The organism is Aureibaculum marinum (assembly GCF_003813905.1).
In the GTDB taxonomy this organism is placed as follows: Bacteria; Bacteroidota; Bacteroidia; order Flavobacteriales; family Flavobacteriaceae; genus Aureibaculum; species Aureibaculum marinum.
Genome location: NZ_RPFJ01000008.1, coordinates 74,076 through 98,140, shown reverse-complemented (window position 1 = coordinate 98,140; position 24,065 = coordinate 74,076). Strand labels below are relative to the sequence as shown.

The following is a 24,065-nucleotide window of genomic DNA, read 5'->3' as shown; positions in this document are numbered from 1 at the left end:
GCGAAAGTAGTAATTTATTGGTCAATTGAAAAAGTTTTAATCTGTTCTTCAAAATTAATTATAATGCAACGTGATCAACAAATTTTTGATTTAATTCAAGAAGAAAAGCAAAGACAGCTCAATGGCTTAGAACTTATTGCTTCTGAAAACTTTGTAAGTGACCAAGTTATGGAAGCTGCAGGTTCTGTTTTAACAAATAAATATGCCGAAGGTTATCCGGGTAAACGTTATTATGGAGGTTGTGAGGTAGTAGATATTGTAGAACAAATTGCTATTGATAGGGCAAAAGCTCTATTTGGAGCTGAGTATGTAAATGTGCAGCCTCATTCTGGTTCTCAGGCAAACTCAGCTGTATTTTTTGCATTATTAAAGCCAGGTGACAAAATTTTAGGTTTTGATTTATCACATGGTGGCCATTTAACTCATGGTTCTCCTGTAAATTTTTCAGGTACACTTTACCAAACATCTTTTTATGGTGTTGAAAAAGAAACTGGTGTTTTAAATTATGATAAGATTCAAGAAACTGCCAACAAAGAAAAACCAAAATTGATTATTGCTGGTGCATCGGCTTATTCTAGAGATATTGATTTTAAGAAATTTAGAGAGATTGCTGATAGTATTGGAGCATTTTTAGTTGCAGATATTTCTCACCCGGCTGGTTTAATTGCTAAAGGAATATTAAATGACCCTATACCTCATTGCCATGTAGTAACTACCACTACACACAAAACATTGCGTGGACCACGAGGAGGAATGATAATGATGGGGAAAGATTTTGAAAATCCTTGGGGTGTCACTTTAAAAAGTGGAAAACCAAAAATGATGTCATCTTATTTAAACTCAGCAGTTTTTCCAGGAAATCAGGGTGGTCCTTTAGAACATATAATTGCGGCAAAAGCGATTGCTTTTGGCGAGGCTTTAAGTGATGAGTTTTTACACTATCAATTACAAGTTAAAAAAAATGCAGCTGCATTAGCGAAAGCTTTTGTTGCCAAAGATTATCATATAATTTCTGGAGGAACAGATAATCATATGATGTTGATAGACTTAAGAAATAAAAATATTACAGGGAAAGAAGCTGAAAACGCGTTGGTAAAAGCAGATATAACAGTAAATAAAAATATGGTTCCATTTGATACTCAGTCCCCATTTGTTACGTCAGGTATAAGAATTGGTGCTGCAGCGGTTACTACTCGTGGATTAAAAGAAGATGATATGCCAACTATTGTTGATTTTATTGATGAAGTAATTAAAAACCATCAAGATGAAACTGTATTGGAATCTGTAGCAGAAAAAGTTAATGAAATGATGAGTGAAAGACCACTTTTTAACGCTTAGTTAAATATTTTTAAATAAAAAAGCGAGCATTTAGCTCGCTTTTTTTTATGTCTCAATTTATTTCAATTACCAAATCCTAACCCTTTCTTCTGGAGCTAAATACATAGGATCACCTTCTTTTATATCAAAAGCGTCATAAAATGCATCAACATTTAGTAAAGGCTGAATAGCTCTTACTTTTCCTGGAGAATGAGCGTCTGTTTTTATTTGATTACGTAATGCTTCATCTCTAACTAACGTACGCCATACAGTTGCCCATGACATAAAGAAACGTTGTTCTGGAGTAAAACCATCAATATTTTCAGGTCTACCATTTTCGGCATAAAACTTTTGAAGTCCATCATAAGCTCCTAACACACCACCTAAATCTCCAATATTTTCGCCTAAAGTAAATTTACCATTTACAAAAACACTATCAAGAACTTCTATATTATCATATTGTTTCGCTAACGCGTTTCCTCGTTCTGTAAATGCTTTTAAATCTTCTTCGGTCCACCAATTTTTTAAATTACCATCTGCATCAAATCTAGCACCGCTATCATCAAAAGCATGAGAAATTTCATGGCCAATTACCGCACCAATACCTCCATAATTTACAGCTTCATCTGCAGTATAATTATAAAATGGAGGTTGTAAAATAGCTGCAGGAAATACTATTTCATTAGCTAAAGGATTAAAATAGGCATTAACTGTTTGTGGTGACATTCCCCATTTAGTTTTATCTACAGGTTCTCCTAATTCAGATAAATTTTTCTCTAAAGACCATTTACTTACTGCAGTCATGTTTTCATAATAAGAATTATCAGGAGTAACTTCCAAATTAGAATAATCCTCCCATTTATCCGGATAGCCAATCTTTACAGTAAAATTATCAAGTTTTTTAATTGCCTGTTTTTTAGTTTCTTCACTCATCCAATCTAAAGCTTTAATTCTCATTTTATAAGCGTCAATAACATTTGCTATCATTAATTCTGCTTTAGCTTTAGCTTCTGGAGGAAACATTGCATCAACATATAATTGACCTAAAGCTTCTCCTACAGTTCCGTTTACCACAGCCAAAGCTCTTTCTTTAGCTGGACGTTGCTTTACGGCCCCTCGTAATGTTTTAGAATAGAAATCCCAATTAGTTTTTTCAATATCAGTAGATAATTGCCCTGCTGCTGAATTTAAAGTTGACCATTTCATTAAAGTTTTAAGATCTTCAATATTTGTATCACTAAAAACCTTTTCAAGCTCTTCCATATATTTTAATTGCATAACAATAACAGTATCTACTTCTTTTTTCACTCCAATGTCAGCTATCATTTTTTTCCAATCTAATGAAGGTACCATTTCTTGCAATTCAGCAATTGTTCTTGGATTATTGAAGTTTCTAGCATCTCTACTTTCCACCTTATCTAGTCGTGGCTTTGCTAATCTTGTTTCTAGAGCAAGAATAGTTTCAGCTTGTTTTGTTGCACTCTCTTCATTATCACCAACATACTGTAACATTTTAATAATAAAATCTACATATTGACTTCTTATTTCTTTAGATTTAGAATCTTGCTCTAAATAAAAATCACGATCAGGCAACCCCAAACCTCCAGTAGAAATATACCCTGCGTTAATATCACTATTTGAAAGATTTGGAAAAACTGAAAATCCTAGAAAAGGAGCAGAAACGGTGGTATTTGTGGCCAATACAGTCTGTAAATCATTTAAATTTTTTATCCCTGCAATAGCATCTAACGCAGGTTGTAATGGTTTTATACCTAATGAATCTCTAGTTACAGTATCCAATTTAGAGTCAAAAATGTAAATCGCTTTAGCTTGATCTGTGCTTGCATCATAAGTTCCACTTTCTTTAGCTTTAGCCAAAATATCTAAAACATCTTTATCTGTTTTTTTTCTTAAAACTCCAAAACCACCCCAAGATGTTCTATCATCTGGAATTTTAGTGTTTTTCATCCAACTACCATTAACGTAGTTATAAAAATCTTCTTTAGGGCTAACCGTTGTATCCATATTTTCCAATACAATACCAGGTATAGCTTCTTTTGTTACTTCAGCCATATCTTTTTCTTCCTTTTTACATGATGTAAAAGAAAAAACTCCGGCTAAGCTCATTAACAAAAGTGTTTTACTGTTAATTTTCATTTTTAATTATTTAAGTTAATTTTATTCTTTAGTCTGTTTTTAAACCTCAATGTTACACTTGTTTATAAAAAATATTTTAGTCTTCATTAGCTCTTTCAATTATTTTTTGAGGTAAAGATTTTTTAGCTTTTGCTCCTAATTTTTTAATTTTCTCTACACTTTTAACCAAGTTACCTCTTCCTTCAACTAATTTATTCATAGCACCTTTGTATTCATTCTTAGCTTCATCCATTTTTTTCCCAACTTTGGTTAAATCTGTTACCAACCCTTCAAATTTATCGTATAAAGCACCAGCTTGACGAGCAATTTCTATGGCATTTCGTTGTTGTTTTTCGTTCTGCCACATGGTATCAATTGTTCTTAACGTTGCTAATAGGGTAGAAGGGGTAACAATAACAATATTTTTTTCAAAAGCCTTATTGTATAATAAGTTATCTGCATTAATAGCTATCGCAAAGGCTGGCTCAATAGGAATAAATAGAAGAACAAAATCAGGAGATTCTATTTCATAAATATCTTCATATTTTTTTTCAGACAATTGATTCACATGCCTATTTATAGAATTGATATGATCTTTTAAAAAGGATTCCTTTTCTATCTCATCTTCAGCATTTACATAACGCTCATAATCTGTTAAAGAGACTTTTGAATCAATTATCATCTTTTTATTATCTGGCAAATTGATAATAACGTCTGGTCTTACTCTTGTTTTATTTTCTAAATTAGTATTAAAGCTTTTCTCTAAAAAAAACTCCCTATCTTTTTCTAGACCAGACTTTTCTAATACTCTTTCTAAAATAAGCTCTCCCCAATTACCTTGAGTTTTACTATCTCCTTTTAAGGCTTTGGTAAGGTTTACAGCTTCTTTACTCATCTGTTCATTTAACTCTTTTAGCCCAATAATTTGTTGCCTTAAAGCGGCATGATAATCAATACTTTCTTTATGAGTTTTATCTACTTTATCTTCAAAGAGTTTAATCTTTTCATTTAAAGGATTTAAAATTGTTTTTAAATTCTCTTTATTTTGCTCGGTAAATTTTGAAGATTTTTCCTCAAGAATTTTGTTCGCTAGATTTTCAAACTCCTTAGTGAATTTTTCATGAACATTTTCCAATTCATTTTTTTGATTCTCTAACTTTTCTTTTAGATTGTTGATAACAGCATCTTGTTGAATGTTGCTTCTAACAACATCTTCTTTTTCCAATTGTAATTTTTTACATTCTAATTGTAATTCAGAAATGGTTTTTTCTGAATTTTCTTTAATAGTATTCAACACATTATTACGTTCAATAAGTGCCGATTTTTCTTTTTCTGATGCTACATTGGATAACAATTTACCGATAAAAGCACCAAGTAATAGAGCTACAATAAATATAATTATAAATACAAAGTACTGTTCCATCTTGAAACTAAATTAATAAAAGATAATATTACAAAAATTATGGAAATGCATACATAGTATTACATCTCCTTTTCTTATACATAAGTTATTTATAAAATCAATAGTGATACCTATAAGATTAACAGAATATTTTTTGCTAATAGGCTGATAGAAATTATTTATCTACTGCCATTTCTTGAATTCTCAATTTTTCCTGTTTTATAAGTCTTTGCTGTTGTTTCACAGTTAAAGTACTGCCATCTGGGCTCCAACCAGGAGGTCCAAAAACATACATAAAACCTTCTTTAAAAGATTTTGCTTTTTTAACATCTCTCCAAATATCACCATATTCGTGTGTTAAAATAACAAGAGGATTATAAGAAGATGGGGGAGTAGTAACTCCAAATTCTATATCGATATTTTCATCATATTCTTTCCAAGTACCAAACATCTTATCGAAAATATTTAAATAACCTCCGTGATTTTTATCCATATATTCAATATTTCTGGAATGATGTACTTGATGTTGAGTATGTAGATTTAAAAATTTTTCTAAAAAACCAAGTTTAGGTACATATTTAGTATGTAGTTGAAATTGCCATAACGACTCTATAGCCATACATATTATAAGCATTTCATAATGAAAGCCTAATGCAGGAATCCACATATAGAAAAAGGGTTTATACATTACCGTAAACCATCCATTACGTACAGCTGTTCCTAAATTAAAATTGTCAGAAGAATGATGAACAATATGAGCCGCCCAAAAAAATCTAATTTCATGGTTTGCACGATGAAACCAATAATATGCAAAATCATCTAAAACTTGACATATAATCCATATGTACCATGCCCATCCAAAAGATTTCCATCCCATAATATTAGTACGTACACCATCAACTAAAGGATTAAAAAGCTCGTATACATAACTGAATAGTACAGCCATAAAAACAACTTTTACCAATGGAGCAATAATAGCAGAGCCAATGCCCATTGCACCACTAGCAAATAAGTCTTTCCACTCGTACAACTCATCATTATCATGAGTTTTACTGTAAACGAGTTCTAATAAAATAAAAGCGATAAATGCGGGTCCTCCGTAGACCAACGGATTGGTTATATCCAAAGTATATAATTTTTTGTGTAAATATAGATAATTAATTTAAGCCTCTAAAATCAAACTCTTTATTGTTATGACTATTTAGTCGTTTGATTTAAAACTAATAATAAAGTATAAGCTGTACTATTAAGAAAATAAAAAACAGAATAGATAATTTATAAAACAAAAAAGTCTTACAACTAAATGTAAGACTTTTAAGTGATGGCACTAGGATTCGAACCTAGGACCGCCTGCTTAGAAGGCAGGTGCTCTATCCAGCTGAGCTATGCCACCATCTTTAATTATTAAAGCGGTGCAAATATAAAACTTCCAATGAAAAAAACAATGATTTAAATATTTTATTTATCTCATTATTTTTAAAAATAAAAAATACTTGAATTTAACTCATTAAAAGTCAAATCATTTATGCCTTTTTGCTATTTTTTTAAATAATTTAACAAATCTTCTAACTTACTTACAGAATCATTGAGACCACCTTCACGATTTCTAACCGTCCATATTTCCTTATGGTTTTTTATTAAATTCTCTAATTCCAACGCAAGCTTTTGTTTCCTTTTTTTAGAAATATTTTTCGTTTCCATTCCTTTTGCCTTTAAACGCTCCAAACCAAGATGTATACCAAATAACGCTAGATTTGCAGCTTGCTCAACTTCTTTTACTATAATTTCTGCATCTGCTGCAGTAGGCTTTGCTTTATTTAAAAGTTCTAACCCGAACATAATTTCTTTTTCTGCCGCCAATAATCCTGTTTTGTTTAAATGTTTAGTTTGATAATGACCTTTTATAGTCCATTCATATCTACGAAGCATTAAATGAAAAGCATTTGCATTACCTGCGGGTATATCTGCTTTTAAATAAGCATTACCCAGGGTAAGTAAAGCTTTTGCTGTATTACCAGTATTATCTTGAAAAACATATTTATTCATTAAAAAAGATAAATTATCTAATGTTTTATCAGAATAATTCCATGCATAATTTGACCCTAAAACCAATGTGGGATAGCTAACAGATTTAGGTTGAAAATGTCCATAATCACCCCAATCGGTAATTAAATATCCTTTAGCTTCATATTTTTCACCTTGAATTGCTGCATTTTTAAGATTTTGAAAGGCATTGTGATTTCTACCTATTTCAGACCTCCATGTAGATGTTCCGGGGCATACATAAAAATCTAAATTTGCCTGATGGAATTTTGCAAGATTTTTATCAAAAGGATAACTAGCATCATAACCCCAAACTAGGGCAATCATATTTTTCGGAATGTCTTTAATTAACTCAGAATGATTTAAAACAATATCTCCCCAGAACATAGTTTGTTTTCCATTCTTAATTATTTCATCATTCAATTTTTTTAAAAAATCAAGATATACTTTTCCTTTACCTATTTTTTCACTTAGAGATTTTGATTTACCTAGTCCTAATTCTACAGTTTCATCACCACCAATATTTGCATATTTACTTGTAAAATTTGGTAACAATTCTGCATATAATTCTTGCATTAATTCAAAAGATTTTGGATAGGTAGGTGCTAGTGAAGTTCTTTTTCGTTTGCCCCAAATAGTATTACAGTCGGTTTCACATTCACATAAATCTAAATACTCATCGTGTTTTAGCCAATTTTCCATATGACCAAATGAATTTTGATTTGGAACCAAATCAATACCTTTCTTTAGGCAATAAACATTAAGCTGTTGTATTTCTTCAGCAGTTAAAGGACTAGCATTTTCCCAAACTACACGATGATTTCTGTAAGCAAAGGTATGCTCTGTATAAAGTTGTAATTCATTAATACGCCAATCTGATAGCTGGTCTATCAACATAAATAAACTAGCCATTGTTGGTACCTTATCTCTGCTGACATCAAGCATATAGCCTCTTCGTTCAAAAGTAGCCCAATCATCAATTTCAATCTCTTGAAGTGGTTTATTTTCTGATTTTACATATTCCAATAAATAAAGTAATGTTTGTTTTCCATAACGTAATCCATTAAGATTTTTTGCACTTAGTTTAATTTCAGATTTACTTAATTCTAACTTATATTGGTCATTTTCAGTAAAACTTGCATCTATTCCAAAATCAATATAAATATTACCAGTTGTTGTATTTAACTTCCATTTGCCTGCTGACGATTGATCAATACTCAATTCTAAAAAATCTTTAAATTTCTTTACTTGCGATTGATGTATTGAAATGTCTTTACTTTTAATATTTATTTTCCTAGGAGAAAACAGGAGATATTTTGATATACTATCATTTGCAAATAAAAAACTACTAGAAAATAGGGCTACAAAAAGGAGGATAACTTTAAATTTCATAAATTGGGTTATTATGTTAATTCTTACAAAAGTAAAAGATTTTTTACCACTTTTTCATTGCTTTACTTAACTTAACTCAAAAAAAACACTTAAAGAGCTAAAAATTAAGAAATTAAACAAGTGTCTTAAAATATAATATGCTTTAATTATTACTCTAGATAAATAAATATTGTTTGTGATTAGTCAGTTGCTAGATTAGTCCCAAGAGTGACGTTTTTTTTGAGTGTAATAGTCATTTTAAATTAAAGCAAAATTCACAACGCAATAGGTAGATCCAAATACCTACACCCAAATGGTAGAATTCTACAACCTAGAGCAACAATAACTATTATTTAAATGATAAAATACTATATAGATGGGGTATAGTCCTAAATACACATTAAAACTGTATTAATACAGTATTTATTACTAACTGTAAAATTTCACAAAAAAGTTAATACTTCCTACTATAGTTTTGAATGTATTTAAATTTAAAATAAAAAATTTAAACTTTATGCTTAACATAATAATGGCTATGCTAAAAATAGCAGAGAACAATTTGGTTAAGCAAATACACTATCAACAAAAAAAATTAACTGTTGTAAGTGCACTTATTTCTGATAACAATATATCAAAAGGTAAAGTCAATAATAGATGAATTAGATTTACAATAATATAAAATCAAGTAAAAATGAAAATTAGAATTTTAACATTAATAATAATTTGGATTTCAATTATTTTTTCTTGCTCAAAGGATCGAAATGACATCGAAACAGATAATCGTTTTGATATTTTGGTCGAAAACAGCCCATGGACTTATCATGATTATAAACTAATAGCGGTTATAGATCGCACTGGTTTTACAATTACCGATGAAGAAATTGAAGAATTGGCAGCCGAATCTGCAAAAGGTGTAACGCTAACTTTTAAAGCTGACGGAACTGGAATGGCTATATCGGGAACAACAAAAGAATCTAACACTTGGCTATGGACCCTTAAAAATAACGAGATAGAGCTTATATGGGATCAGCCAAAAGGTACAGTTGAAACCTTTAAAAACGTAGAAATATCTAATACACAATTAAAGTTTGAAGAAAATGCATGGCGGATTGATAAGGATGGAAATAAATTAAAATGGTATGGGGCTTACACTTTCAAATAATTCAAAAATAAAATTTATAAAACCACCTCATAAAATTAAAACCATGAAAAACATAACCTTACTTTTTTGCTTTTTACTTTGTATCGCATGTAAAAAAGAACAATCAAAACAAATAGTAACAACTAAAGTAAAAAGAACTGTGAAAACCACAGAAGGGACTATATCATTATCTCTGGATGGTAAAACCTATATCTATGACAACATTGATTGGCGAAAAAGCAAGATTATCAATAAAGAAAATGTAAAGCTTTCCATTCGTCAAGAAGGATTTCCTATAGTGCAGTTCATGTTTCCGGATATAAAAAAATCATTAGCTGACGGACAAGAAATTTTTGAAATTCCTGATGTACATAGGCCCGGTTTTTTACCAATCACTTTAATTTTTACAATGACTAAAAAAGATAAAGAAGTAATTACTTTTCGTAAAGGTCAGGTAAAAGTGAGTTTTAATGATAATCATCTAATTGTAGAATTTACCGGGGAAGGAAGACCAATGAGTGATTCCAAAACTATTTACCCTATTGAAGGAACAATAAACGTTAACTTAAAAAAATGAATACTATGAGAATACTAAAAATAAAATTAAGTAACAAATTGATGTTGATAGGCATCTATCTGGTTATCGGATTTACATTAAGTAACTGTAATCCAACAGATAATCTGAAACCTGATAACAATTGTGACGGTCATTGGTCAACTGAAGTGCAAGAAAGTGCTAATGATTACAATAACGCTCTAAGCAATTATGGAACCGACCCAACTAGCGAAAACTGCAATGCTATAAAGAAAACCGGAAACACCTATATAGATGCTTTAAAAAAAGTAGAACCCTGTGTAACCACGGTTAGTAAAGCTGATTGGGAAAAAGCATTAGAAGATACACGAGTAGAAATTAACAAACTGAATTGTGAATAAAAAATACAAAAATGATAAAAAAGAGAATTTATACAGCATATATTTTTATAGGATTGATGATTACGGCATGTAACAAAAATGACCATCCAGATTATAAAGCACCAACTATCAGTTATGAAAAAATTGAATCTGAGTTCTTTAAAGAAGGTAATGTATATCCTAATAAGTTGGATTGGGGGGGACAAACCGGAACTATTTTCTTAGAAAAAGAAATAGAAGCGTTAAGTATCAATGCAACTGATGGTCAATTGAGTTGGGGAAAAAACCTTGACATTGGCACAATACAAGTGCCAATTATTGCCAAAAATAGTGCAGGTTCAACAAAAATCAATATATCATTACAAAATTACCCTGCAGCATCTTTCGCAGGAAAAATAAATGTTTCAAATTCCAATGATATAAATATCAATCTTATCATCGAAAAAGACAGTATAATAAAGATATACATCCAATCTTTGGGATCATGGGCGGAAGGTAAACTAAACATAGATTTTAAACACGCCCGATTACAAGCTACAGTAGAGGGTAAACAAAATACCAGTATTGGAGCAATTCCGTATAGTTTATCCATTGATGCCGAGCTTGTATATAAACAAGAAGATTTTACAAATGAAGGCGAAAGTAGACCTTTTATAATTGGATATATTTGGGATTCCAAATCAACAAAAAAGCTATCATTTAAAGCCTTAAAAAGCGACCAATTAATAATTTAAAAAAGATAAAAAAATGAAAAAGTTTATAATTTTAATGCTAGCAGGTACTTTATTAGCTTGTAGTAACGATGATGATCCTTCAAAAGGTATGGGGATGAGTAACTTTGTTCCCAACACTCCTCAAGGTAATAATTTAAAATTTACCGACCCTAGTGGAAAAACAGAATTATTATCTGGTAATGTTGTTTTGGGTTGGGCCAAAGGAACATTGCTAAACAAGAAGTATTGGAGACAAGTTAGGGGTGGTAATAGTGAAGGTTCATTTTGGATACGCTTTAATTTACCTGAAAACACCAACAAAAAAGATGTAATAGGTAAAGAACACCAATTAAATCCCATAAGGTTTAAATTAGAGAACAGTAGTAAAATTAACAATATTTACCCTGAAGTATGGTTTACGGGCAGCAATTTTAACGAGCTTAAAAATGCAACAGGAAAAGTTGAAATTGTAGAAACCGATACTTACAATATCATTGGATATTTAAAAGGAGAGGTCCTAGATAAAGACAACCAATTGATAAAATTTGAAGGTTATTTCTGGAGAAAAGATGCCGAACCATGGTAAAATAATTAGAACCTAGAGATGATGAAAAATATTTCATTTATAACAGCATTTTTATTTACGTCATTGATGGTAAATGCACAATACACCATGTCTCTTGAAAATATTGATACCAATACTAGAGGCATTACGAAAATGAGATTACAACATCTTAATGATAAGGTTTTAGTATCAATTTGGGCAAAATGCAGTTACTATAAAAAACGATTATAAAAATTCTAAAAAAAAGACACAAAAAATAGTTACTTAATGAAACTACAACATTAACAACACAATCAAGTCAAATATCAATATAGGCATGTTAAAAAATGAAAACAAGATGTAAAATTTCAAGAATTGCAATTCTATTTTTAGGCTCTACAGCATATGATCAAATTACACCTGAAGAAAAAGAATATTTAAACGAAGTAGTACGCTTGTAAATAGATAATTTTTAATGTGCACATTTAAATGCTATTGTGAACACCCTTAAAAACAAAAAAAACACTGATAATCATACGATTAACAGTGTTTTAGGTTGACCTATATTAGGTTCGTCGGGGTGGCAGGATTCGAACCTGCGACCTCCGCGTCCCAAACGCGGCGCGATAACCGGGCTACGCTACACCCCGAAAAAAACAGTTATCACTGTAAAACAATATTTCAAACATCAAATGATGCTTTTTTTATTAAGGTAAAGGAAAATAATACTATTCCCTTTTTTCCACATTCTATAAATAAATATGCAATAGTACCTTAGCACTTTTTTTAAAATTTTACATGCATCTTTATTTAATTGCGGAGAGGAAGGGATTCGAACCCCCGGTACCCTTACGAGTACAACTCCTTAGCAGGGAGCCCCGATCGACCACTCCGGCACCTCTCCAATACTTTAATGAACTGCATTATTTTTGAATGCGAGTGCAAATGTAATAAAATTTGATAATTTAAAACCAAATAAATTGATAGAAATTATTAAAATTTTAAAATTTATCTTAAACCATTAAATCGTTATTAAAATATAACAAATTCAAACCTTTGTTTTTCAAAATCTTACAAGGTTTCTTTTAGAAAAAAATATTTCTTTATTTTTATAAAATTTGAAAATCAAAATTAATATAACTAATCATCTTGGGTATAATCTTCAATATCTCTTCTGTCTTTTTTTGTAGGACGACCAGTACCTCTTTTACGATAATATTCTTTTGAATATTTTAGTATTTCTATTTTATCGAATGCTTCTTTTGGAGTAGTATCTCTTCGATATAAATCAACCAATTTAGCACCAACTCGATTAGGAGGTAAATCTAAGATTTCTAATTCGTAATTAATTTGATTTTTTCTAACTATGATTTTCTCGCCAACAAAAACCTCTTTAGAAGGTTTACAATTAGCAGTGTTTATTTTTACATGACCTTTTTTACAAGCTTCTGTTGCTTTGCTTCGTGTTTTATAATAGCGAGTTGCCCATAAGTATTTATCTATTCGCATGTTGTATTGATAAAAAAAAGCTCAATTAAATAATTAATTGAGCTTTTTTAGATTGTTAATTAATTATTTTAATTCATCTGGTAAGAAATATAACTCTCTAGAAACAGGTTTTTTATCAAAAGAACTGCTTATTCCTTTCAGTCCAATTTGAAGTCTTTTTAAATTATTAGTTTTTGCTCCAACACCAGAAATATCATCTAAAGCTAGTTTTAATAACGGCTCATTTACATCTCCAAAAGGTTGCATTTCTAATATATATTCTGTTTCTTCTATATCAGGATCAAAACCATTTGTGTAATCACTTTGATCTAATTTATTAAAAATCTTCAACGAAATAGGTTGTATTGCATTATAATGGTCAGGATTAATATTATCAGGACCAAAATCAGGAGAATCGTAAATTGTGAAAGACCCGACATTTTTACCATAAGTAGTAGTACCAATTAAAATAACATTTGAATCTCCAAAATAAGGTCGTAATCCATTTATTAATAACTCACTAGCAGAAGCTGTATCTCCAGAAACTATTACATACAACTTATTTAATGAGGTTAATCGATTTAGAGACACATCTTCACCATTATATTCTCCATCAATGTTATATATTCTACCTGTATCAAAAAACGGATAATAATAATTATCATCACTATTTTTACTATTATGAATAACCTTAGCTAAGACTTCATTTTCAGAAGCATTACCATAAATCATACTACAAAGGTAAGCAGAAGTTAAACCCGTTCCACCACCATTATAACGTAAATCTAGCACCAATTCTTGAATACCTTCAGACTTAAACGTTCCAAAAACATCATTTAATTCTTTATGAAAAGTATATTTAAATGAATTGTATACTAAATAGCCAACTTTAGTTCCACCATGATTTATAACACTTGAATAATATACAGGATTCTCAACAATTTCAGTAATAGTTAAATCAACATCAACACCATTAGAAACAAATTCTCCATTTTCAAATTTAGCAAAGCCTAAAGACATTGTAGTTTGATTATAATAAGCATCAATAAATAATGAATAATTACTATCAGTCATTTCAGTTCCATTAACACTGTTAAAAACATCTCCTCTTTTAACACCAGCTTCATCGGCAGGAGAGTTAGGTACAACATACTTTACATAACCAATAACTTTATCACTTCCTTCACTTACATAAGATAACCCAAATTCAAAACCATAAGTATCATTTACACCTCTACGAGATGCATCTGAAGCTCTATAATCTTCAATAAATACTGAATTTCTATCTGTATTACCTTTATCAAATATAAGAGATTCGAATAAATCTTTAGGATTACTATATCCATTCAGATATGTATAATACTCATTGGTATCATCATTTTTAGTATCAGCCAAATCTGCTATTTCTTGTTGCCAATAATAATGCGTATTCATACCACGCCAAACAAAATCATTAATTTTATTATTTAATTCAACTTCTACTTCCGGTTCTTGTGGTTCATCTTTGTTTTTATCACAACTAATAAATAATAGGGTAAGGATAGTTACTGTAGATAATACAATTTTTCTCATATGTTATTTTTAAATTTCTTCGCAATTTATTAAAAAATTATTACAATAATTCAATGTCATGTAACAAAAGTATAAGTACTTCGTCTTAAGTTTGTATTGCACTAAAAAACCTATCAATAACTAAACCAAAATGCAACAGGCTGAATTTTTAAATACAGTTTTACCCTTAAAAGATAAGGTTTTTAGATTAGCTAAAAGACTTTTAGTTTCTGTTGATGAAGCTGAAGATGCTACTCAAGAACTGTTTTTTAAATTATGGAAAAACAAAAACAAATTAAGTAAATATAAAAGTTTAGAAGCCTTTGCAATGACTATGACAAAAAATTATTGTTTAGATCAGCTTAAAGCAAAACGTTCAAATAATTTAAAATTAGTACATAGTAATTATAAAGATAGTAATGTTTCATTAGAACATGATTTAGAAATTAAAGATAGTGTTAGTAAAGTTCATGAACTTATAGATAGTTTACCTGAAAAACAAAAATTAATTATCCAATTAAGAGATATTGAAAATTTTGAGTTTGAAGAAATTGGTAAAATTCTTGATATAAAACCTTCTGCAGTGAGAGTAGGATTATCAAGAGCAAGAAAAACTATACGACAACAGTTATTAAAACAACACAACTATGGAATTAAGTAACATAGAAAAATTAATAGAAAAATATGAAAATGCTGAAACTTCTTTACAAGAAGAAAAATTATTAAAAAAGTATTTTCAACAAAACAAAGTACCTGTTCATTTGCTTGAGTATAAAGCAATGTTTAGTTATTTTGATGAGAGTAGAGCAGAACGTTTTACCAAGACCATACCATTAAAAACTAAAAAACCGCATTGGAAATGGGCTTCAGTTGCCGCTGCTGTTTTACTTTTAGTAAGCGTTTATACATTTAATAGTAATTCAAAAAAGATGGCTATTACCAATGCAGAACGTATAGAGGCTGAAAAAGCCTACAAAGAAACTCAGGAAGCTTTCCAACTAATTTCTCAAAATCTAAACAAAGGAGAAAGTGTAGCTATTGCAGGACTTCAAAAGTTTCAAAACACACATAACAAAGTATTTAAAACAAACGAATAGAAATTATGAAAACACTATATATTATTAAAAAGATGAATTTTCAAAATGAAAATCAAAAATTTAAAAACAACAGAAATACAACTTATAAAATGAGAACATTAATTTTAGCCTTAACCCTAATGGTTACACCTTTATTGATTTTTGCTCAATCTACTTTTGACAAATTTGCAGATATGGATGATGTATCTGTAGTAACAGTAAATAAAAAAATGTTTGAGTTAATGGGAAAAGTTGCAGGAGAAACTGAAGACGCTAAAGAGTATATAGATTTGGTTAAAGGTCTTAACAACTTAAGAGTTTTAGCTACTGAAAATAAAGCAATTGCCGCTGACATGAAATCTAAAGTATCGGGTTACTTAAAATCAGCTAAACTATCTGAATTAATGAGCGTTAAAGACCAAGAAGGAAATGTAAAAATATACATAAGAGAAGGTAAGGATGCGGATCACGTTAAAGAACTATTTATGTTTGTAGATGGTATTAGTGCAGATTTAGGAGGTTCTGATCGTAAAGCAGAAGCTGTAATTGTATCTATTACAGGAGATATAGATTTAAATAAAATCTCTGAACTTACAAAACAAATGAACATACAAGGAGGAGAACATCTGAAGAATGTTAAAAAGAAAAATTAATTATTTAATAATAAATAAATGAAAACTATAACTAAATTTTTCGCTATTGCTATAGTAATGCTTTTAGCAGTTTCTTGTGCAAGCACTCCTTCCCTTCAGAAATATTATATTGACAATCAGGATGATGAGAATTTTATATCTTTAGACCTACCTGCAAGTTTGGTTACTTTAAAAGAAAATGCCTCTCCAGAAGCAAAAAAAGCCTTAGAGTCAATAAAAAAACTAAATGTTTTGGCTTTTGTAAAAAATAATGCAAATGAAGCTCAATATGCCTTAGAAAATAAAAAGGTAAATACCATAATAAAAGCTGATAAATACATTGAACTTATCCGAGTTAAAAACAAAGGAAGAAATTTTGTTATCAAATACGAAGGTAGTGAATCAGATACTAGCCTTAACGAACTTGTAGTTTACGCAAATGACAAATCAAAAGGCTTTGCTTTAATAAGAGTTTTAGGAGATAACATGGAGCCTGGAAAAATACTAAAAATGGTAAATGAAATAGGAGATATTGATGGAGACAGTTTTAAAGAATTAAAAGATTTAGCTAAAAACATCAACTAAAAAATAAAGGAGTTAAGCATATCTCTGAGAAACAATTAAAAATCCTAAATATTAGAATATTTAGGATTTTTTTTACCCTTAAAATAAATGCAATTTACATATCACATTCTTTTTAAAAATCAGCTTACACCATTAGAAATCTTATTGATTAACTATTTATAAAAGATTATATTTGTACCATAATCAAAACATTATAAATGAGAAAATTAACCCTACTAGTTTTATTGACATTATTGTCAATAAATTATGCATTTACCCAAAGCGAACAAGACACTATCAGTGTAGAAAAAAATTACAGAGCCGAAAGAGAAAAAGTTAACACTCTGGTTCACACTAAATTAAAAGTCTCTTTTGATTACAAAAAAAGCCAAATGTCTGGGGAAGCTTGGATCACCTTAAAACCTCATTTTTACCCAGTTCAAACTGTAACATTAGATGCGAAAGCAATGCTAATTCATAAAATAAGCCGAAATGGAAAAGATTTAAAATATGATTATGATGGCAAACAACTAACTATTAAATTAGATAACTTATTTATAAAAGATGAAGAATACACCTTATACATCTCTTACACAGCAAGACCTGAAGAAGTAACACAAGAAGGTAGTGAAGCTATTTCTAGTGCAAAAGGATTATATTTTATAGATCCTTTAGATACCGACCCTAACAAACCTACCCAAATATGGACTCAAGGCGAAACCGAATCTAATAGCTGTTGGTTTCCTACAATTGACAGTCCAAATCAAAAAACTACCCAAGAAATATACATGACGGTACCAGACAAATATGTAACCTTATCTAATGGATTATTAGAAAGTCAAACTGATAATGGCGATGGCACAAGAACAGATTATTGGAATTTTGATAAGCCACACGCTCCATATTTATTTTTTATGGCCGTTGGAGATTTTGCCATTGTAAAAGATACATGGAAAGATATTGCAGTAGACTACTATGTTGAAAAAGATTATGAGCCTTACGCCAAAGAAATTTTTGGAAACACTCCAGAAATGTTAACTTTTTTTTCAGAATTAACTGGTGTTGAATATCCCTGGCAAAAATATGCACAAATTATATGTAGAGATTATGTAAGTGGAGCCATGGAAAATACAACAGCTGTAATACATGCTGAAAATGCAAATCAAACTTCAGGACAATTAATAGACAAAAACAGTTGGGAAAACACCATTGCCCATGAGTTATTTCATCATTGGTTTGGAGACTTAGTTACAGCAGAAAGCTGGAGTAACCTAAGTATGAATGAATCTTTTGCTAATTACAGCGAATATCTTTGGCAAGAATACAAATATGGAAAAGATTATGCCGACGCTCACCGATACGATGATCTAAAGGGTTATTTTATGGGAGGTAATGAAAAGAAAAAATTAATTCGTTTTCATTACGGTAGCAGAGAAGACATGTTTGACGCAGTTTCTTACAATAAAGGAGGTGCAATTTTACATATGTTAAGAAATTATTTAGGAGACAAAGCTTTCTTTGCCGGATTAAACAACTATTTAGTAACTAACAAATATAAGACTGGCGAAGCTCATCAATTACGACTTGCTTTAGAGGAAATTAGTGGCAAAGACTTAAACCCTTTCTTTAATCAATGGTTTTTTGATTCTGGACACCCCAAATTAAATGTTAGCTATATCTACAACGAAGAAGGTAAATCAGTTACTGTATTAATAAAACAAACTACTGACAAAACTTTTGAATTCCCACTAGATATAGATGTTTATGAAAATGATAAAGTTAATCGCTATAATATCAACATAAAAAACAAAGAGGAGAAGTTTACAATCAAGTATAATACCAAGCCTCAATTAATAAATATTGATGCTGATAAAATATTAGTTGCCGAAATTAAAGATGAAAAATCTATCGACAATTACATTTATCAATACAACAATAAAAAAGCCAATTATTTAGACAGAAGGTATGCTATAGAAATGCTAGCTACAGATCAAGAAAATAAAGAAGCTTACAAAACTCTAACCAAAGCCTTAAATGATAAATATTATGGTTTAAGAATACTAGCGTTAGATAAAATAGACGTTAACAAAGACAAAAATGTTTTAAAAATAGTTGAAAAACTGGCTACATCTGACGAAAAAACATTAGTAAGAGCGAAGGCCATTAATGTACTAGGAGGTTTAAGTAATTTTAAATATGCGTCTATTTTTAAGAATGCATTAGAAAGCAAATCATACTCTGTTAAATCTAATGCCATAGCAGCCCTTTATAAAATTGACAAAAGAAGTGCTATAGATAAAGCCATTTCCATTCACGATCCTCTTGAAAAGAAAGGTATGGCGAATGGATTGTTAGAAGTTTATGTAAAAGAACGATTAACACAAGAAATGCCATTTATTGCCGACAAAATTATATCCGGTTTATTTTTCAATCAAGACCCTGAAGTTCAAGCAATTTACGGTCAAGCTTTTCAATGGATTGCAACCAGTGATAACCTAGAAGCAACAACCATTATGGTTGATGATTTTGTAGCAAAAGCTAAACAATACAAACAATATGGTGCAGACGACATTATAAAACAAATGTTACAGCAAGTTCAAGCAGCAAAGCAACAGTTAAGCTCAACTAACAAAGAAGAATTAATTAACATTGTTAAAAAAGGAATTTCTGAGATAGATTAACCTAAAAAAATTATAAAATAAATTAAAAAGCCTCACAAAATTAAAATGTGAGGCTTTTTTAATTAATAAAAACATTTAAAACGTTTACTACAATTAGATAGAAAACATATCTTCTGTCACAACAATAAATCTTTTGTTTTTACTCAAACCTTTTACAGCCCATTTTTATAATCTTTAAAGCTTCCGTCTTTATAAAAGATAATAACTCTTTCAATTTCTTTTTGCTTATTGTTATTATTAAATTCTACATCCTCTAAAGAAATATTATTTTCACTAGAGGAGGAGTCAACTTTTTTATCAGCAGGAAAAGAACCCTTACCATTTAACAACCAGTACAATTCTACATCCTTAAAGTTATCTAAAACTTTAAGTACAAAATCTAAACTCGGTTTATTTCTACCAGACAGTAAATGCGAAATACTAGAACGTTGCACTTGTATTTTATCAGCAAAAGCAGCGGCAGACAATTGATAATAATCCATCACCATCTGCAATCGTTTCGAAAACTCTAAATTATTTATCAAACCTAAAATTATTAGGTAACAAATGTAAATAATTATTTTTTAATAAACATAAAAAACATTATAGATAACTTACAATTAATCTTTATTAATACTTTAATAAATTATTGATAAAAATATGATTAACAAAGACTTAATCAAACCCTATTTTTTAATGTTTACAAATGTAAATAAACGCATGCTAGCAAGACAACAAACGCCTAATTTAAGTTTACAATTGTAAACTTTACTTTAGTTAAATTTGCAAAATGAATAAAGAAGAATTGAATCAATTACTTATTTGGGCTACTCATCATAAAGAGAATAGATTATTTGGCAGATATATAACTATAGAAGATATTGAACCTATTTTAAATAACTTACCCAATACATTCTTAAAAACAAAAATTGGAAACTCCTACACAGGAAAACCCATTTATAAAATTAGCATTGGAAAAGGAACTACTAAAATACTATTTTGGTCACAAATGCACGGTAATGAAAGTACTGGAACAAAAGCATTGTTTGATTTTTTTAAATGGCTAAATAACAAAAATGAAACAGCTAAAAACATTCTAAAACAATGCACATTAGTATTTATTCCTATGCTAAACCCTGACGGAGCAAGTGTTTACTCCCGTGTAAATGCACAACATATTGATTTAAATCGTGACGCTATTGACGTTATAGCTCCAGAAAGTAAACTTTTGCGAAAAATCCTAGAAGAAGAGAATCCAAAATTTTGCTTTAACCTTCACGATCAACGTACAATTTTTAGCGTAGGAAACAAACCTGCAACCATTTCATTTTTAGCCCCTTCCGAAGAACAAACCAGAAAAATAACTGAAGGTAGAAAAATAACCATGTCTGTTATTAGTTTCATGTATAAAAATTTAAAGGAATTAATACCAGGACAAATTGGTAGATACACAGACGAATTTTACCCCACTGCAACTGGTGATAATTTTCAAAAAATGGGATATAACACCATATTAATAGAAGCGGGACATTACAATGATGATTATGATAGGGAAATAGTTAGAAAGTACAATTTTATAAGTATTGTAACGGGAGTTTATTTTATAGCTAATACTAATAATTTTTTAAACTATGAAGACTATCTAGAGATTCCAAATAACGAAAAAAAATATCTAGATGTAATTTATAAAAATGTAGTGATAAAAGACGAAAACAAAAGGACCGATATTGGAGTTTTATTTAAAGAAACCTTAAAAGATGGTAAAATTATTTTTCAACCCACTATCGAAATAATTGGCAATCTATCAGAATATTACGCAAATAGTACTATAGATAAAAATTATAAAATATTTAATACAAAATCATCTCTAATCAACCTTTTTAATAATTAGTTTATTTTTTTTTAGTTATTTTAGATAAAATTTAAGAAATTAGCACTTTAAATGTAAATATAATAACATGCCAAAATTTAAACTAGACGAAATTGATCATCAAATTTTAGATGTACTCATCGAAAATGCGAGAACTCCGTTTACAGATATTGCTAAAAAACTATTAGTATCTGCTGGAACTATTCATGTAAGGGTAAAAAAAATGGAAGAAGAAGGTGTTATAAAAGGCTCTACACTTACGGTCGATTATGACAAAATGAATTATGCATTTATAGCCTACATAGGTTTATATATTGAAAAGTCTTCTTATACCCAGTCTGTTATTGAAGAGCTGAAAAAAATTCCCGAAGTAACTGTTGCACATCTAACTACAGGTAAATTTGCTGTTTTTTGTAAGATAAGAGCTGAAAACACCAAACATGCTAAAGATATTATATTCAGAATTGATAGCATCAAAGGTGTACAAAGAACAGAAACCTCTATTTCATTAGAAGAAGTTATTAATGATAAAAAACGTTTAATGCATGCTATTTTTGACGCTTATAAAATATAATAGGTAAGTTATTTTAATTTATAAAACGCTTTCAATACATTTGAAAGCGTTTTTTTTATCTATTTAATTTCTTAATCACTATGTTTTTTAAAAAAAATCTATCTAATAAAAAGCTAATCGAATTATACGAAGCTCTATTGCTACCTAGACTTATTGAAGAAAAAATGCTAATCTTACTTCGTCAAGGAAAAATATCAAAATGGTTTAGCGGTATTGGTCAAGAAGCAATTGCTGTTGGAGTAACTTCAGCCTTAGAAGATGATGAATACATTTTACCTATGCATCGAAATTTAGGAGTTTTTACTACTAGAAAAATTCCATTACACCGCTTATTTTCTCAATGGCAAGGTAAACCAAATGGATTCACAAAAGGTAGAGATAGAAGTTTTCATTTTGGTACGCAAGAGTATAATATAGTAGGTATGATTTCACATTTAGGACCACAATTTGGCGTTGCTGACGGCATTGCATTAGGAAATTTACTTAAAAAAAACAATAAAATATGTGCTGTTTTTACAGGAGATGGTGGTACTAGTGAAGGAGATATCCACGAAGCTTTAAACGTAGCTTCAGTTTGGAAACTACCTGTACTGTTTTGTATTGAAAACAATGGCTATGGGCTTTCAACTCCTAGCAGTGAGCAATTTAAATGCGAACAACTTTCAGATAGAGCTAAAGGTTATGCCATGGAAAGCCATATAATCGATGGTAACAACATAATTGAGGTATATGAAAAAATTGCTGATATAGCTAAAAGCGTTCGGAAAAACCCAAGACCTGTATTTATAGAATTTATGACTTTTAGAATGCGTGGTCACGAAGAGGCTAGTGGCACTAAATATGTCCCCAAAGAACTACTTGAAGAATGGGCCACAAAAGACCCTATAGAGAATTTCCAAGCTTTTCTTAAAAACACTGGTATTTTAACAGAAGAAAAAGAAGTAGAACTAAAAACTAAAATTATAAATAAAATCAGTGATAATTTAGAGTTAGCTTTCAACGAAAATCCAATTACTCCAAACACAGAAAAAGAGTTAAGTGATGTTTATCAATATTTTGATTATAAAGAAATTAAATCAACAAAAAAAACAAAAAACATTCGATTTGTAGATGCTATTTCAGACGGATTAAGATTGGCTATGCAGCATCACAGTAACTTGGTAATTATGGGTCAAGATATAGCAGAATATGGTGGTGTTTTTAAAATTACAGAAGGTCTTGTAGATACATTTGGTAAAGAACGTATAAGAAACACCCCAATATGCGAATCTGCTATTATTTCTACAGCCTATGGATTATCTGTAAATGGATTTAAATCTGTTGTAGAAATGCAATTTGCTGATTTTGTAAGTTCTGGGTTTAATCCTATTGTAAATTTATTAGCAAAATCAAATTACAGATGGAATCAGAATGCCGATGTAGTTATTCGGATGCCATGCGGTGCTGGTGTTGGTGCAGGCCCTTTCCATAGCCAAACCAATGAAGCATGGTTTACCAAAACCCCTGGATTAAAAGTAGTTTATCCTGCATTTCCATATGATGCTAAAGGACTTTTAACCACTGCCATTGAAGACCCAAATCCTGTTTTATTTTTTGAACATAAAGCATTATATAGAAGCATTCGTCAAGATGTCCCTGAAGATTACTATACCCTCCCATTAGGAAAAGCAAAATTACTAAACAAAGGAAATAACCTTACTATTATTTCATTCGGATATGCACTACATTGGGTTTTAGAATTTTTAGAAGAAAACTCAACAATCTCGGCCGATGTAATAGATCTTCGCACTCTACTACCTTTAGATACTGACACTATATATAGCTCTGTTAAAAAAACAGGAAAAGTTATTGTTATACAAGAAGACTCTTTATTTGGAGGAATAGCAAGTGATATTTCATCTTTAATTCACGAAAATTGTTTTGAATATTTAGACGCTCCAGTAAAACGTGTAGCAAGCATAGAAACACCAATACCTTTTGAACCTAATCTAGAAAAACAATATTTAGGTAAAAATAGATTAGCTAAAGAAATAAACGAACTTATTGACTATTAAACTAATTAGCATTA

At 30.0% G+C, this 24,065-nt stretch carries 23 protein-coding genes and 3 tRNA genes; 16 read left to right on the top strand and 10 right to left on the bottom strand.

Going from position 1 to position 24,065, the window contains the following annotated elements; all coding sequences use genetic code 11:
* Positions 1–63 precede the first annotated feature (63 nt).
* A complete protein-coding gene (glyA, locus tag EGM88_RS07490; protein WP_123897358.1) occupies positions 64–1,338 on the top strand; it encodes a serine hydroxymethyltransferase in 1,275 nt (424 codons plus the stop codon).
* Positions 1,339–1,404: 66 nt separating this feature from the next.
* Here the strand turns inward: glyA and EGM88_RS07485 are convergent, their stop codons facing one another.
* From EGM88_RS07485 to EGM88_RS07465, 5 genes are all read right to left on the bottom strand, one after another.
* Positions 1,405–3,474 carry a M13 family metallopeptidase gene (locus EGM88_RS07485; RefSeq protein WP_123897357.1) on the bottom strand — a complete coding sequence of 690 codons (2,070 nt, stop codon included), beginning with the start codon at positions 3,472–3,474 and terminating at the stop codon, positions 1,405–1,407.
* A gap of 76 nt (positions 3,475–3,550) precedes the next feature.
* On the bottom strand, positions 3,551–4,876 hold the full coding sequence (rmuC, locus tag EGM88_RS07480) for a DNA recombination protein RmuC (RefSeq protein WP_123897356.1): 1,326 nt from the start codon (positions 4,874–4,876) through the stop codon (positions 3,551–3,553).
* Between the two features lie 154 nt (positions 4,877–5,030).
* Positions 5,031–5,981, bottom strand: coding sequence for a sterol desaturase family protein (locus EGM88_RS07475; protein WP_123897355.1), 951 nt, complete (start codon positions 5,979–5,981; stop codon positions 5,031–5,033).
* A 193-nt stretch (positions 5,982–6,174) separates the two neighbouring features.
* Positions 6,175–6,248, bottom strand: a tRNA-Arg gene (locus tag EGM88_RS07470).
* A 143-nt stretch (positions 6,249–6,391) separates the two neighbouring features.
* Positions 6,392–8,290, bottom strand: coding sequence for a beta-N-acetylhexosaminidase (locus EGM88_RS07465; protein WP_123897354.1), 1,899 nt, complete (start codon positions 8,288–8,290; stop codon positions 6,392–6,394).
* Between the two features lie 493 nt (positions 8,291–8,783).
* Between EGM88_RS07465 and EGM88_RS15760 the strand changes: the two genes are divergently transcribed.
* The 7 genes from EGM88_RS15760 to EGM88_RS07435 are packed head-to-tail and all read left to right on the top strand — an operon-like array spanning position 8,784 to position 11,834.
* A complete protein-coding gene (locus EGM88_RS15760; protein WP_162497553.1) occupies positions 8,784–8,927 on the top strand; it encodes a hypothetical protein in 144 nt (47 codons plus the stop codon).
* A 33-nt stretch (positions 8,928–8,960) separates the two neighbouring features.
* Positions 8,961–9,431: a hypothetical protein gene (locus tag EGM88_RS07460; RefSeq protein ID WP_123897353.1), complete on the top strand. Its 471-nt coding sequence runs from the start codon at positions 8,961–8,963 to the stop codon at positions 9,429–9,431.
* Between the two features lie 43 nt (positions 9,432–9,474).
* A complete protein-coding gene (locus tag EGM88_RS07455; protein WP_123897352.1) occupies positions 9,475–9,987 on the top strand; it encodes a hypothetical protein in 513 nt (170 codons plus the stop codon).
* Positions 9,988–9,992: 5 nt separating this feature from the next.
* Entirely contained in the window at positions 9,993–10,346 is a 354-nt protein-coding gene (locus EGM88_RS07450) for a hypothetical protein (protein ID WP_123897351.1), read from the top strand.
* An 11-nt stretch (positions 10,347–10,357) separates the two neighbouring features.
* Positions 10,358–11,059, top strand: coding sequence for a hypothetical protein (locus tag EGM88_RS07445; protein WP_123897350.1), 702 nt, complete (start codon positions 10,358–10,360; stop codon positions 11,057–11,059).
* Positions 11,060–11,072: 13 nt separating this feature from the next.
* Positions 11,073–11,624: a hypothetical protein gene (locus tag EGM88_RS07440; protein WP_123897349.1), complete on the top strand. Its 552-nt coding sequence runs from the start codon at positions 11,073–11,075 to the stop codon at positions 11,622–11,624.
* Positions 11,625–11,642: 18 nt separating this feature from the next.
* Complete coding sequence (locus EGM88_RS07435) at positions 11,643–11,834, top strand: hypothetical protein (RefSeq protein ID WP_123897348.1); 192 nt, start codon at positions 11,643–11,645, stop codon at positions 11,832–11,834.
* 323 nt (positions 11,835–12,157) lie between these two features.
* Here EGM88_RS07435 and EGM88_RS07430 read toward each other — a convergent pair.
* The 4 genes from EGM88_RS07430 to EGM88_RS07415 all read right to left on the bottom strand — a co-directional run bounded on the left by EGM88_RS07430 (position 12,158) and on the right by EGM88_RS07415 (position 14,642).
* Positions 12,158–12,232: transfer RNA gene (locus EGM88_RS07430), tRNA-Pro, on the bottom strand.
* Positions 12,233–12,399: 167 nt separating this feature from the next.
* A tRNA-Ser gene (locus tag EGM88_RS07425) sits at positions 12,400–12,486 on the bottom strand.
* Between the two features lie 236 nt (positions 12,487–12,722).
* Positions 12,723–13,091 (bottom strand): RNA-binding S4 domain-containing protein, encoded by a 369-nt coding sequence (locus tag EGM88_RS07420; RefSeq protein WP_123897347.1) that lies wholly within the window; start codon positions 13,089–13,091, stop codon positions 12,723–12,725.
* A 63-nt stretch (positions 13,092–13,154) separates the two neighbouring features.
* Complete coding sequence (locus tag EGM88_RS07415; protein WP_123897346.1) at positions 13,155–14,642, bottom strand: S41 family peptidase; 1,488 nt, start codon at positions 14,640–14,642, stop codon at positions 13,155–13,157.
* Between the two features lie 130 nt (positions 14,643–14,772).
* Between EGM88_RS07415 and EGM88_RS07410 the strand changes: the two genes are divergently transcribed.
* From EGM88_RS07410 to EGM88_RS07390, 5 genes are all read left to right on the top strand, one after another.
* Positions 14,773–15,282 (top strand): RNA polymerase sigma factor, encoded by a 510-nt coding sequence (locus tag EGM88_RS07410; protein WP_123897345.1) that lies wholly within the window; start codon positions 14,773–14,775, stop codon positions 15,280–15,282.
* On the top strand, positions 15,269–15,718 hold the full coding sequence (locus EGM88_RS07405) for a hypothetical protein (RefSeq protein WP_123897344.1): 450 nt from the start codon (positions 15,269–15,271) through the stop codon (positions 15,716–15,718). Before EGM88_RS07410 ends, EGM88_RS07405 begins: the two co-directional genes overlap by 14 nt.
* Positions 15,719–15,750: 32 nt before the next feature.
* Positions 15,751–16,350 (top strand): DUF4252 domain-containing protein, encoded by a 600-nt coding sequence (locus EGM88_RS07400; protein WP_238988405.1) that lies wholly within the window; start codon positions 15,751–15,753, stop codon positions 16,348–16,350.
* Positions 16,351–16,368: 18 nt separating this feature from the next.
* Positions 16,369–16,914 (top strand): DUF4252 domain-containing protein, encoded by a 546-nt coding sequence (locus EGM88_RS07395; protein WP_123897343.1) that lies wholly within the window; start codon positions 16,369–16,371, stop codon positions 16,912–16,914.
* Between the two features lie 197 nt (positions 16,915–17,111).
* Positions 17,112–19,574: a M1 family aminopeptidase gene (locus EGM88_RS07390; protein ID WP_123897342.1), complete on the top strand. Its 2,463-nt coding sequence runs from the start codon at positions 17,112–17,114 to the stop codon at positions 19,572–19,574.
* A gap of 152 nt (positions 19,575–19,726) precedes the next feature.
* On the opposite strand, the gene EGM88_RS07385 is transcribed toward EGM88_RS07390, so the two are convergent.
* Positions 19,727–20,098, bottom strand: coding sequence for a helix-turn-helix domain-containing protein (locus EGM88_RS07385; RefSeq protein ID WP_123897341.1), 372 nt, complete (start codon positions 20,096–20,098; stop codon positions 19,727–19,729).
* Between the two features lie 245 nt (positions 20,099–20,343).
* Between EGM88_RS07385 and EGM88_RS07380 the strand changes: the two genes are divergently transcribed.
* The 3 genes from EGM88_RS07380 (at position 20,344) to EGM88_RS07370 (ending at position 24,051) form a co-directional block, all read left to right on the top strand.
* The gene (locus EGM88_RS07380; protein WP_123897340.1) at positions 20,344–21,444 is read left to right on the top strand and encodes a M14 family metallopeptidase; all 1,101 of its coding nucleotides are present in this window, start codon (positions 20,344–20,346) and stop codon (positions 21,442–21,444) included.
* 67 nt (positions 21,445–21,511) lie between these two features.
* Positions 21,512–21,997 (top strand): Lrp/AsnC family transcriptional regulator, encoded by a 486-nt coding sequence (locus EGM88_RS07375; RefSeq protein WP_123897339.1) that lies wholly within the window; start codon positions 21,512–21,514, stop codon positions 21,995–21,997.
* 80 nt (positions 21,998–22,077) lie between these two features.
* Positions 22,078–24,051, top strand: coding sequence for an alpha-ketoacid dehydrogenase subunit alpha/beta (locus tag EGM88_RS07370; RefSeq protein ID WP_123897338.1), 1,974 nt, complete (start codon positions 22,078–22,080; stop codon positions 24,049–24,051).
* Positions 24,052–24,065 lie beyond the last annotated feature (14 nt).